An 11,737-nucleotide genomic window follows, 5' to 3' on the forward strand; every position below is an offset into this window, starting at 1 on the left:
CGGAGTCCGTGTACGGCCCTTTCGGCGTTCCGGGGACCGTCAGCGGTCCACGATGCGGTCGAACTGGGTGGTGGTGTGCCGCAGATGGGCCACCAGCTCCTCGCCCACCTTGGGCTCCGGGGCCTCCATCGGCACGAAGAGGATCGACACCTGCATGTGCGGGGGCTCCGCGAACCAGCGCTGCTTGCCGCCCCAGACGAACGGAGAAAGGTTCCGGTTCACCGTGGCCAGACCGGCCCGTGCGACGCCCTTGGCGCGCGGCATGACGCCGTGCAGGGCCTTCGGGGCCTCCAGGCCCACCCCGTGCGACGTACCGCCCGCCACGACCACCAGGTAGCCGTCCGAGGCCGCCTTCTGCTGCCGGTAGCCGAACCGGTCGCCCTTGGCGACGCGGCTGACGTCCAGGACGGCCCCCCGGTACTCGGTGGCGTCATGGTCCCCCAGCCACAGCCGGGTGCCGATCCGGGCCCGGAAGCGGGTCTGCGGGAACTGCTGCTGCAGCCGGGCAAGTTCGTCGGCCTTGAGGTGGCTGACGAACATGGTGTGCAGCGGCAGCCGGGCCGCGCGCAGCCGGTCCATCCAGCCGATGACCTCCTCGACGGCGTCCGAGCCGTCGGTGCGGTCCAGCGGCAGATGGATGGCGAAGCCCTCCAGGCGGACGTTCTCTATGGCCGAGTGCAGCTGCGGCAGGTCCTGCTCGCTGATGCCGTGCCGCTTCATCGTGGACATCACCTCGATGACCACACGGGCGCCCACCAGGCCGTACACGCCGTCGATCGAGGACACCGACCGGATGACGCGGTCGGGCAGCGGAACGGGCTCCTCGCCGCGCCGGTAGGGCGTCAGCACCAGCAGGTCGCCGCCGAACCAGTCCTTTATGCGCGCGGCCTCGTACGTCGTGCCGACGGCGAGGATGTCCGAGCCCAGACGCGTGGCCTCCTCCGCCAGGCGTTCGTGCCCGAAGCCGTAGCCGTTGCCCTTGCAGACCGGGACCAGCCCCGGGAACTGCTCCTGCACGTGCTTGTGGTGCGCCCGCCAGCGCGCGGTGTCGACGTAGAGCGTGAGCGCCATGGCCGGACCTGGTACCTCTCTGGATGGCTGGGGTGTGTCAGGGCTATAGAAGCACGGAGCGTGACGTCAGCGGCGCGACATGTAGATGTCGAGAGCCTTGTGGAGCAGCTTGTTCAGCGGGAAGTCCCACTCGCCGAGGTACTCGGCGGCCTGGCCGCCCGTGCCCACCTTGAACTGGATCAGGCCGAAGAGGTGGTCCGTCTCGTCCAGCGAGTCCGAGATGCCGCGCAGGTCGTAGACGGTGGCGCCGAGCGCGTAGGCGTCGCGCAGCATCCGCCACTGCATGGCGTTGGAGGGCCGCACCTCGCGGCCGATGTTGTCCGAGGCGCCGTAGGAGTACCAGACGTGCCCGCCGACGATCAGCATGGTCGCCGCGGACAGGTTCACCCCGTTGTGCCGGGCGAAGTACAGCCGCATCCGGTTCGGGTCCTCGGTGTTGAGGGCCGTCCACATGCGCTGGAAGTACGACAGCGGGCGCGGCCGGAAGTGGTCGCGCACAGCCGTGATCTCGTACAGCCGCTGCCATTCCGCGAGGTCCTGGTAGCCGCCCTGGACGACCTCGACGCCGGCCTTCTCGGCCTTCTTGATGTTGCGTCGCCACAGCTGGTTGAAGTTCTTGTGGACGTCTTCCAGGGAACGGTTGGCCAGCGGCACCTGGTAGACGTAGCGCGGCTGGACGTCGCCGAAGCCGGCGCCGCCGTCCTCGCCCTGCTGCCAGCCCATCCGGCGCAGCTTGTCGGCCACCTCGAAGGCGCGCGGCTCGATGAAGTCGGCCTCGATGTCGCGCAGCCGCTTCACGTCCGGGTTCTGGATACCGGCCTTGATGGAGTTGGCCTCCCAGCGCCGGATGATCACCGGCGGGCCCATCTTCACCGAGAACGCGCCCTGCTGCTTGAGGTGGGCCAGCATCGGCTGGATCCACTCGTCGAGATTCGGCGCGAACCAGTTGATGACCGGGCCCTCGGGCAGATAGGCGAGGTAGCGCTTGATCTTGGGCAGCTGGCGGTACAGCACCAGGCCGGCGCCGACCATCTCGCCGGTGCGCTCGTCGAACCAGCCGAGGTTCTCCGAACGCCACTCCGCCTTGACATCGGCCCAGGCCGGGACCTGCATGTGGCTAGCCGCCGGCAGGCTCTGGATGTAGGCCAGATGCTGTTCGCGGCTGATGGTCCTCAGGGTCAGGCTCATGTCGGGGCGCTCCTCGGGCTGGTGTGTCCCCATGGGTACAGGGGCTCCGGCTCTCGCGCCGAAGCCTACTGCGCCTGGCTCGCGGCCCGACCGGGCGTACGGCACCAACGTCCCGGCCCTCGAAAGGCCGGGACGTTCCGCTGTGCTGCGGGAGGTGCCGGACGGCTACCCGAACAGCCCGCCGTGCGCCATACCGATGAAGAAACCGACGCCCGCGGCACCGAGACCCAGGATCAGACCGAAGCGCTCGCGCGTGGTGATCGAGATCCACTGCCCGTACAGACCGGTGAGGATGCCGATCAGGCCGGTCCAGGAGCTGAGCAGGTGCAGGCTGTGGAAGAACGAGGTGAAGAAGGCGACCAGCCCGAGCACCAGCGTCACTGCCATCAGTGAGTCCTGGAGCGGATGGGGCTTGCCGTCTGTGGCGAACAGGGATCCGGCGGTGTTGGGTCGCAATGCCTGTGCCATAGGGCACCTCCTGCGGAAGGCGGCGCATCGTAGCGCCGTACACACCCGATGTGTACAGATTGAGGGGCCCGGCCACCGGATTTCAACCGGAAGCACGTGTGCGGGTACTCTGTACCGTCTGCACCGGTGTCTGCCCAGGCCGCGGCCGGGGATCCCGAGGGAACCCCCCGAATGTCAGTGGCGGCCGATACCGTTGCGTACGCATCACAACCCTCCTGCCACGGAACGACCGTGGCCGCTGAGTCCAAAGGAGGTGGGTTCCACATGCGTCACTACGAGGTGATGGTCATCCTCGACCCCGATCTGGAGGAGCGCGCTGTCGCCCCCCTGATCGAGAACTTCCTCTCCGTCGTCCGTGAGGGCAACGGCAAGGTGGAGAAGGTCGACACCTGGGGCCGTCGTCGTCTCTCGTACGAGATCAAGAAGAAGCCCGAGGGCATCTACTCGGTCATCGACCTGCAGGCCGAGCCTGTGGTCGTGAAGGAGCTCGACCGCCAGATGAACCTGAACGAGTCGGTCCTCCGGACCAAGGTCCTCCGCCCCGAGACCCACTGAGCTTCCCGCTCAGCTGATCTCGGGTTTCGAGTAGCAACAAGCAGCCAGCAGCAAACCCGCCGAGAGGTTCCCCATGGCAGGCGAGACCGTCATCACGGTCGTCGGCAATCTTGTCGACGACCCCGAGCTGCGCTTCACCCCGTCCGGTGCGGCGGTCGCGAAGTTCCGCGTCGCGTCCACTCCCCGCACCTTCGACCGCCAGACGAACGAGTGGAAGGACGGCGAAAGCCTCTTCCTCACCTGCTCGGTCTGGCGGCAGGCGGCGGAGAACGTCGCCGAGTCGCTCCAGCGAGGCATGCGCGTCATCGTGCAGGGCCGACTGAAGCAGCGGTCCTACGAGGACCGTGAGGGTGTCAAGCGCACGGTCTACGAACTGGACGTCGAGGAAGTCGGCGCCAGCCTGCGAAGCGCCACGGCCAAGGTCACCAAGACCGCTGGCGGTCAGGGCGGTCGCGGTGGCCAGGGCGGTTACGGCGGCGGTGGCGGCCAGGGTGGCGGCGGCTGGGGCGGCGGCCCCGGTGGCGGCCAGCAGGGCGGCGCTCCCAACGACGACCCCTGGGCCTCCGGCGCTCCCGCCGGCGGCGGCAACCAGGGCGGCGGCGGTTGGGGCGGCGGCTCCGGCAACTCCGGCGGCAGCGGCGGCGGCTACTCGGACGAGCCCCCGTTCTAAGGGCCACAGGCCCGAAGAGCCAAGGGCTCGCATCCCCACTTCTTGATCACACAGGAGAAACACCATGGCGAAGCCGCCTGTGCGCAAGCCTAAGAAGAAGGTCTGCGCTTTCTGCAAGGACAAGGTCCAGTACGTGGACTACAAGGACACGAACATGCTGCGGAAGTTCATTTCCGACCGCGGCAAGATCCGTGCCCGCCGCGTGACCGGCAACTGCACGCAGCACCAGCGTGACGTCGCCACGGCCGTCAAGAACAGCCGTGAGATGGCGCTGCTGCCCTACACGTCCACCGCGCGCTAAGGGAAGGGTGACCGAAACATGAAGATCATCCTCACCCACGAGGTCTCTGGCCTCGGTGCGGCCGGCGACGTCGTCGACGTCAAGGACGGCTACGCTCGCAACTACCTGATCCCGCGGAAGTTCGCTATCCGCTGGACCAAGGGTGGCGAGAAGGACGTCGAGCAGATCCGTCGTGCTCGCAAGATCCACGAGATCCAGACCATCGAGCAGGCCAACCAGGTGAAGGCCCAGCTCGAGGGCGTCAAGGTTCGCCTGGCCGTGCGTGCCGGCGACGCCGGTCGCCTCTTCGGTTCCGTCACCCAGGCCGACATCGCTTCGGCGATCAAGGCTGCCGGTGGCCCCGAGGTCGACAAGCGCCGCATCGAGGTCTCCTCGGCGATCAAGACCCTGGGCGCCCACGCGACGTCCGTGCGTCTGCACCCCGAGGTTGCCGCCACGGTCAGCATCGAGGTCGTCGCGGCCTGACGCTGCGCTCGGCTTGAGCAGTAACTGAAAGGGGCCGCACCCTTCATGGGTGCGGCCCCTTTTGCTTGGCCCATGGCGGTGTGGTGGTGGCCTGTCCATGGCGGTGTGGAACCGAGGGTGTTTCACGTGAAACGTGACAGCCCGCGTTGTTTCACGTGAAACCGCCGACTGGACGCATCGGTCAGCGCGTTGCGCCTGTCACGATCCACCGGCCCGAGCGGGCCCGCAGCCACAGGGTGGCCATCCGCACGGCCATCATCAGCGTCATGGCGCCCCAGAGGGCGGTGAGCCCACCGCCGAGGACGGGAACGAGCAGCGCCACCGGCGTGAAGACCGCAAGAGTCACGACCATGGCGCCGGCGAGATACGGTCCGTCTCCGGCCCCCATGAGGACTCCGTCGAGGACGAACACCACGCCGGAGATCGGCTGGGAGACCGCCACGATGAGCAGCGCGGGCAGTGCGGTGTCCGTCACGGCGGGGTCGCTGGTGAACAGCGGGAGGAAGAGCGGTCGGGCGGCCACCACCAGCAGGCCCAGAGCCACTCCGGTGGCGATGCCCCACTGGACCATGCGCCGGCAGGCCTCGCGGGCGCCCTCGGTGTCTTCCGCACCGAGGTAGCGGCCGATGATGGACTGTCCGGCGATCGCGATCGCGTCCAGCGCGAAGGCCAGCAGGCTCCACAGCGACAGCACGATCTGGTGGGCGGCGATGTCGGCATCGCCCAGCCGGGCCGCCACCGCCGTGGCGATCATGAGGATGGCTCGCAGGGAGAGCGTCCGGACGAGCAGCGGCACGCCGGCCTGTGCCGAGGCCCGGATCCCGGCCACGTCGGGGCGCAGGGACGCTCCGTGCCTGCGGGCGCCACGGACCACGACGACCAGATAGACCGCCGCCATCGCGCACTGGGCGATGACGGTGCCCCAGGCGGAGCCGGCGATGCCCAGTCCGGCTCCGTAGACGAGCCCCGCGTTGAGTCCGGCGTTGGCGACGAAGCCCGCGACGGCGACATACAGCGGGGTCCGGGTGTTCTGCAGGCCGCGCAGGACGCCGGTGGCGGCGAGCACCACCAGCATGGCCGGGATGCCGAGGGAGGAGATCCGCAGATAGGTCGTCGCATAGGGGGCCGCGGTGGCTGACGCGCCGAAGAGCTCCACGATGCCGGGGGCCAGGGGCAGGACGACGGCGATGACGCCGGCGCCGAGCAGCAGCGCCAGCCAGATGCCGTCCATGCCCTGGCGGATCGCCGCCTGGAGATCGCCGGCACCGACTCGGCGGGCGACGGCCGCCGTGGTGGCGTACGCGAGGAAGACGAAGACGCTCACCGCGGTGGTGAGGAGGGCCGAGGCGACCCCGAGACCGGCGAGCTGCGCGGTACCGAGATGGCCGACGATCGCGCTGTCGGCCATGACGAAAAGCGGCTCGGCGACGAGTGCGCCGAAGGCCGGGACGGCCAGCGTGACGATCTCTCGGTCGTGCCGCCGTCGAGTGGCCTGGGGGATCGCGGGAGCCTGTGGCATGGGCGCTAATCTAATCGTCCACAGGTAAGAGATGCAATTACCCAATGCCCCTTACTGATGTGTGTAGGGGCCGTGCTTTCGCGCGCCGTTCGAAGCGATCTTGGTCCGACTGGGAAAGTTTTTCTTCTGCACAGCCGGTGGATGGCAAAGGTGCAGGTCAGGGCAGCTCGTGGCGGGAGATCGAGGGCTTGTTCACAGGGCTGTCCACCGTGTCGTGCACAGGTTTTGGCGGGTTCTCCACAGCATACGGGCCGTCGTCCACATGGCCTGTGGATAACCAGATTGGCTGACGGTGCCCGCGGGCCTAACGTGGTCCGGCGCCCACTCCTTCTCACGGCCTCGGAAACCTCACAAAACCGACGCGTCCAGAACCGGAACAAGGCGACCCAGTTGTCAGTGCCGTGCCGTAGAAAAGAGGACACGGCGAGGTCCGCCGGGCGGACGGGAGGAGGTGGCTCGGTGAGCATTTCCGAGCCCTTGGACGATCCGTGGGCCGAAGCCGGTCCCAGTGATCGTCTGCCCGCCTCCCGCCGTCGCGGTGAGGGCGGCCGAGGCCGGGACGACCGGCACGACCGGGGCCGGGAGGACGGCGACTGGGAGGGGGGCGCCACCTTCGAACGGGTTCCCCCGCAGGACCTGGACGCCGAACAGTCCGTGCTCGGCGGCATGCTGCTCTCGAAGGACGCCATCGCCGACGTCGTCGAGATCCTCAAGGGCCACGACTTCTACAAGCCCGCGCACGAGACGATCTACCAGGCGATCCTCGACGTCTACGCCAAGGGCGAGCCGGCCGACCCCATCACCATCGCCGCCGAGCTCACCAAGCGCGGCGAGATCAACAAGGTCGGCGGCGCCTCCTATCTGCACACCCTCGTCCAGACGGTGCCGACGGCGGCGAACGCCGAGTACTACGCGGAGATCGTCCACGAGCGGGCCGTGCTGCGCCGCCTGGTCGAGGCCGGCACGCGCATCACGCAGATGGGATACGCGGCCGACGGCGACATCGACGAGATCGTCAACAGCGCCCAGGCGGAGATCTACGCCGTCACCGAGCAGCGGACCAGTGAGGACTACCTGCCGCTCGGCGACATCATGGAGGGCGCCCTCGACGAGATCGAGGCGATCGGCTCCCGCACCGGCGAGATGACCGGCGTGCCCACCGGCTTCACGGACCTGGACTCGCTCACCAACGGCCTGCACCCGGGCCAGATGATCGTCATCGCCGCGCGTCCCGCCATGGGCAAGTCGACCCTCGCGCTGGACTTCGCGCGGGCCGCCTCCATCAAGAACAACCTGCCCAGCGTCATCTTCTCCCTCGAAATGGGCCGCAACGAGATCGCGATGCGTCTGCTGTCCGCCGAGGCCCGGGTCGCCCTGCACCACATGCGCTCCGGCACGATGACCGACGAGGACTGGACCCGGCTGGCCCGCCGGATGCCGGACGTCTCGGCCGCCCCGCTCTACATCGACGACTCGCCGAACCTGTCGATGATGGAGATCCGCGCCAAGTGCCGCCGGCTCAAGCAGCGCAACGACATCAAGCTCGTGATCATCGACTATCTGCAGCTGATGCAGTCCGGCGGCAAGCGCTCCGAGAGCCGTCAGCAGGAGGTCTCGGACATGTCCCGAAACCTCAAGCTGCTGGCCAAGGAGCTGGAGGTCCCGGTGATCGCGCTCTCGCAGCTGAACCGTGGACCCGAGCAGCGCACCGACAAGAAGCCGATGGTGTCCGACCTGCGTGAGTCCGGCTCCATCGAGCAGGACGCGGACATGGTCATCCTGCTCCACCGCGAGGACGCCTACGAGAAGGAGTCACCGCGCGCGGGCGAGGCGGACATCATTGTCGGCAAGCACCGAAACGGCCCGACGGCGACGATCACCGTGGCCTTCCAGGGCCACTACTCCCGTTTCGTGGACATGGCGCAGACCTGATCCCGCTCCGCCTCGGCCGCTCCGCCTCGGCCGCTCGGCGCCGTCGCTCAGCCGGCCTGCCCGTGGCCGGTGAAGAGGCTGACGAAGTGGTGCGGGGCGCCGACGCCGAGGAGGACCTCGTGGAGGTCGTCGCCCTCGACGGCGGCCGCGGCGCTGCGCGGGAACATGGCCTGCTCGAACTCGGCGAGGGCGGTCTCGACGTCGTCGGGGTGTGCGGCGAGGGCCTGGCCGAGTTCGGCGCCGTCGAGCATGGCGAGGTTGGCGCCCTCACCGTTGGGGGCGGTGAGGTGGGCGGCGTCGCCGATGAGGGTCACCCCGGGCACCCGCTCCCAGCGGTGTTCGGTGGGCAGGGCGTGGTGCGGACGCAGCCGCGGCGGAGTGTCGGTGTCGGTGATCAGGGCGGTGAGTTCCGGCGCCCAGCCGTCGAACTCCGCGGCGATCCGCGCCGTGGCCGAGGCGGTGTCGCCGAAGTCGATGGCGTCGAACCAGTCCAGCGGCTTGCACAGCGCCACGTAGGCGTGCAGGGTGCCGCCGCTCTCCCGGTGTGCCAGGATGCCCTTCCTCGGCGCGAGTGCGAAGAGCGCCCCGCCGCCGACGGCCTTCGCGCCGGCGGGGTGCCGGGTGTCGCCGTCGAACAGGTAGGTCTCCACGGAGGACCTGCCGGCGTACCGGGGGGTGGCGGTGGACAGCAGCGGCCGGACCCTTGACCACGCGCCGTCCGCGCCGACCAGGAGTTCCGTGTCGACGGTGGTGCCGTTCTCGAAGGTCACCTCGTGCCGGCCCGCGCCGAGGGAGCGGGTGCCGGTGACCCGGTGGCCCCAGCGGACGGTGTCGGCCGGGAGCGAGGCGAGCAGGATTCGCCGCAGTTCGCCGCGCAGGGCTTCGGGGCGGCCGCCCGTGCCGTCGTCGGCCTCCTCGTGCAGGACCGTCCCGTCCCGGTCCAGGATCCGCATCGCCTGGCGGCCCTCCAGGACGATGCCGCGGAATTCCTCCATCAGACCGGCGGCCCGCAGGGCGACCTGCCCGTTGTGGTCGTGGATGTCGAGCATCCCGCCCTGCGCACGGGCCGCCGGGGAGGGGTCCGCCTCGTAGACGGTGGCCGGGATGCCGTGGAGGTGCAGGACCCGGGCGAGTGTCAGTCCTCCGAGTCCCGCGCCGATGATCGTGACCGGAGTGGTCATGGTGGTTCCTTCCTGACCATGGACGGCCGGGCGGGCGCCAGGCCCCTGGAACGGTGTTCCAGCGCATCCACGATGGAACGAGGTTCCAGAGCTTGTCAAGGTGGAACGGTGTTCCACGGTGCCTAGAATGGCCGCATGGCAACGAAGGCGCGTCGTCCGGAACGACGGCAGGAACCGCTCTCCCGCGAGCGCATCGTCGGCGCGGCCGTCGAACTCCTCGACACCGTGGGCGAGAGCGGTCTCACCTTCCGGGTGCTGGCGGAACACCTCGCGACCGGCCCGGGGGCGATCTACTGGCACGTCACGGGCAAGGCCGAACTCCTGGCCGCCGCCACCGAGGCCGTCGTCGCCACGATCGCCGACGACGCCACCGACGCGACGCCCCAGGAGGCGATCCGCGACCTGGCGCTCGGGGTGTTCGACGCGATCGACGCCCACCCGTGGGTCGGCGCACAGCTTGCCCGCACCTCGTGGCAGTCGCCGATGCTGGGCGTCTTCGAACGCATCGGACGGCAGGTGCAGGCGCTCCAGGTGCCCGAGGCCGCCCAGTTCACCGCGGCGTCCGCGTTGCTGAACTACATCCTCGGTGTCGCGGGCCAGAACGCCGTCAACACCCTGACGCTCCGGCCGGACACGAACCGCACCGACTTCCTCGACGCCGTGGCGACCGAGTGGGCACAGCTCGACCCCGACCAGTACGGGTTCACCCGGAACATCGCCGGCCAGTTGCGCGAGCATGACGACCGAGCCGAGTTCGTCGCGGGCATCGACCTCATCCTCGCCGGGATCACCGCTCGCCGGCGGTCGGCCGACGCCGCCTGGCCACCGCCGTCGAAATGAACTCGACGCCGGTCCGCCCACCGGGTGGACTGGGCCCATGACGACATCCCAGGAAGAGCTGCTCCCCGCGACCCGACGGGCGCTGCTGCATCGCATCGCCGTGGCCCAGGCCGAAGGACGGGCGCCGTCACTGGTGGCGGCGGTCGTGCGGGGCGGGCGGGCCGTCTGGCACGGGGCGCGGACCTCGGTGGACGGGCACGGACCGGACCAGAACGTGCAGTACCGGATCGGCTCGATCACCAAGACCTTCACGGCCGTTCTGGTGCTCCGGCTGCGCGACGAGGGGCTGCTCGACCTCGGCGATCCGCTGGAGAAGCACCTGCCGGGCACCGGCGCGGGGGAGGCGACCATCGCCGAACTCCTCGCGCACACCGGCGGGCTGGCCGCCGAGTCGCCCGCGCCGTGGTGGGAGCGCACCCCGGGCTCGCTGCGGCCGGAGCTGAGCGATGTCCTCGGCGAACAGCCCCTCCTGCACCCTGCCGGCCGCCGGTTCCACTACTCCAACCCCGGCTACACCCTGCTCGGCGCGCTGGTCGAGGAGCTCCGCGGTGCCCCCTGGGAGGAGGTGCTCCGGCGGGAGGTGCTCGAACCGCTGGGCCTGGGCCGCACGAGCGCCCAGCCGCAGGCGCCGCACGCCGGCGGCTGGGCGGTGCACCCCTGGGCCGACGCGATGCTCCCGGAGCCGCTGGAGGACCTCGGCCGGATGGCGCCCGCGGGGCAGCTCTGGTCGACCACCGGCGATCTGGCCCGCTTCGCCGTGTTCCTGGCGGCCGGCGACGACCGGGTGCTGAGTGCCGAGTCGGTGCGGGAGATGCGCACCCCGGCGGCCCCCGCCGAGCCCGCCGATGTTCTGGACGGCGCCACCTATGGCCTCGGCCTGCAGATCCAGCGCCGGGACGGCAGGCTGCTCGTCGGGCACTCCGGCTCACTGCCCGGCTTCCTGGCCAACCTCACCATCAGCGTGGACGACGATGTGGCGGCCGTGGCCCTGGCGAACTGCACCTCCGGCCCGCTGCTGTCCTCCGTCGGCGCCGACCTCGTCCGTATCGTCGCGGAGGCCGAGCCACGCATCCCCGAGCCCTGGCGCCCGCTGGCCCAGGTCGACCCGTCCGCCCTGGAGTTGGCGGGCCAGTGGTACTGGGGCACCCATGCCTTCGTGCTGCGGGTGACGGCCGACGGGCAGGTGTCGCTGGGCCCGCTGTCGGGCGCCGGCCGCCGTGCGCGCTTCCGGGCCGAGGGCGACGGCACCTGGACCGGTCTGGAGGGGTACTACGCCGGAGAGCTTCTACGGCCCGTACGGCGCCCGGACGGCAGCGTGAGCCACCTGGACCTCGGATCGTTCGTGTTCACCCGTCAGCCGTACGAGGACGCGTCTTCCGTGCCCGGCGGAGTGGACCCCGAGGGGTGGCGGGGGATCGGCTGACGGTCGACGAGGGTGGGGGGGGGGGGGGGGGGGTTGAAAACCCCCCCCCCCCCCCCCCCCTCACAAAGCCACACAACTAACCACCAGCGCACCCCCGCACCACAGCCCCACCTCAAAACCGGGG

General features: G+C 69.9%; 12 protein-coding genes. 7 read left to right on the forward strand and 5 right to left on the reverse strand.

What is annotated here, in order from left to right:
• Nucleotides 1-39: 39 nt before the first annotated feature.
• From ACGFZS_RS10120 to ACGFZS_RS10130, 3 genes are all read right to left on the reverse strand, one after another.
• Complete coding sequence (locus ACGFZS_RS10120) at nucleotides 40-1,071, reverse strand: alanine racemase (RefSeq protein WP_393657251.1); 1,032 nt, start codon at nucleotides 1,069-1,071, stop codon at nucleotides 40-42.
• Between the two features lie 66 nt (nucleotides 1,072-1,137).
• Nucleotides 1,138-2,259, reverse strand: a complete 1,122-nt coding sequence (gene femX / locus ACGFZS_RS10125; RefSeq protein ID WP_355712518.1) for a peptidoglycan bridge formation glycyltransferase FemX — start codon at nucleotides 2,257-2,259, stop codon at nucleotides 1,138-1,140.
• 165 nt (nucleotides 2,260-2,424) lie between these two features.
• On the reverse strand, nucleotides 2,425-2,727 hold the full coding sequence (locus tag ACGFZS_RS10130) for a hypothetical protein (RefSeq protein WP_355712520.1): 303 nt from the start codon (nucleotides 2,725-2,727) through the stop codon (nucleotides 2,425-2,427).
• Nucleotides 2,728-2,991: 264 nt separating this feature from the next.
• Here ACGFZS_RS10130 and rpsF point away from each other — a divergent pair, with 264 nt between their 5' ends.
• From rpsF to rplI, 4 genes are all read left to right on the forward strand, one after another.
• Nucleotides 2,992-3,282: a 30S ribosomal protein S6 gene (gene rpsF, locus ACGFZS_RS10135; protein WP_093500872.1), complete on the forward strand. Its 291-nt coding sequence runs from the start codon at nucleotides 2,992-2,994 to the stop codon at nucleotides 3,280-3,282.
• 73 nt (nucleotides 3,283-3,355) lie between these two features.
• On the forward strand, nucleotides 3,356-3,952 hold the full coding sequence (locus ACGFZS_RS10140; RefSeq protein WP_365695084.1) for a single-stranded DNA-binding protein: 597 nt from the start codon (nucleotides 3,356-3,358) through the stop codon (nucleotides 3,950-3,952).
• A gap of 64 nt (nucleotides 3,953-4,016) precedes the next feature.
• Nucleotides 4,017-4,253, forward strand: coding sequence for a 30S ribosomal protein S18 (gene rpsR, locus ACGFZS_RS10145; RefSeq protein WP_006381652.1), 237 nt, complete (start codon nucleotides 4,017-4,019; stop codon nucleotides 4,251-4,253).
• Nucleotides 4,254-4,271: 18 nt separating this feature from the next.
• Nucleotides 4,272-4,718, forward strand: a complete 447-nt coding sequence (rplI, locus tag ACGFZS_RS10150) for a 50S ribosomal protein L9 (protein WP_355712524.1) — start codon at nucleotides 4,272-4,274, stop codon at nucleotides 4,716-4,718.
• 181 nt (nucleotides 4,719-4,899) lie between these two features.
• Here rplI and ACGFZS_RS10155 read toward each other — a convergent pair whose 3' ends face one another.
• Nucleotides 4,900-6,237: an MATE family efflux transporter gene (locus ACGFZS_RS10155; protein WP_393794715.1), complete on the reverse strand. Its 1,338-nt coding sequence runs from the start codon at nucleotides 6,235-6,237 to the stop codon at nucleotides 4,900-4,902.
• 459 nt (nucleotides 6,238-6,696) lie between these two features.
• Here ACGFZS_RS10155 and dnaB point away from each other — a divergent pair, with 459 nt between their 5' ends.
• Complete coding sequence (gene dnaB / locus ACGFZS_RS10160; protein WP_359211609.1) at nucleotides 6,697-8,169, forward strand: replicative DNA helicase; 1,473 nt, start codon at nucleotides 6,697-6,699, stop codon at nucleotides 8,167-8,169.
• A 47-nt stretch (nucleotides 8,170-8,216) separates the two neighbouring features.
• On the opposite strand, the gene ACGFZS_RS10165 is transcribed toward dnaB, so the two are convergent.
• On the reverse strand, nucleotides 8,217-9,350 hold the full coding sequence (locus tag ACGFZS_RS10165) for an FAD-dependent oxidoreductase (RefSeq protein ID WP_393794716.1): 1,134 nt from the start codon (nucleotides 9,348-9,350) through the stop codon (nucleotides 8,217-8,219).
• 135 nt (nucleotides 9,351-9,485) lie between these two features.
• Here ACGFZS_RS10165 and ACGFZS_RS10170 point away from each other — a divergent pair, with 135 nt between their 5' ends.
• Together ACGFZS_RS10170 and ACGFZS_RS10175 are read left to right on the forward strand one after the other, a co-directional pair.
• The gene (locus ACGFZS_RS10170) at nucleotides 9,486-10,190 is read left to right on the forward strand and encodes a TetR/AcrR family transcriptional regulator (protein ID WP_393794717.1); all 705 of its coding nucleotides are present in this window, start codon (nucleotides 9,486-9,488) and stop codon (nucleotides 10,188-10,190) included.
• 37 nt (nucleotides 10,191-10,227) lie between these two features.
• Nucleotides 10,228-11,613, forward strand: coding sequence for a serine hydrolase domain-containing protein (locus tag ACGFZS_RS10175; RefSeq protein WP_393794718.1), 1,386 nt, complete (start codon nucleotides 10,228-10,230; stop codon nucleotides 11,611-11,613).
• Nucleotides 11,614-11,737 lie beyond the last annotated feature (124 nt).

The sequence above is a fragment of the Streptomyces sp. NPDC048288 genome (assembly GCF_043201555.1).
GTDB lineage: Bacteria > Actinomycetota > Actinomycetes > Streptomycetales > Streptomycetaceae > Streptomyces.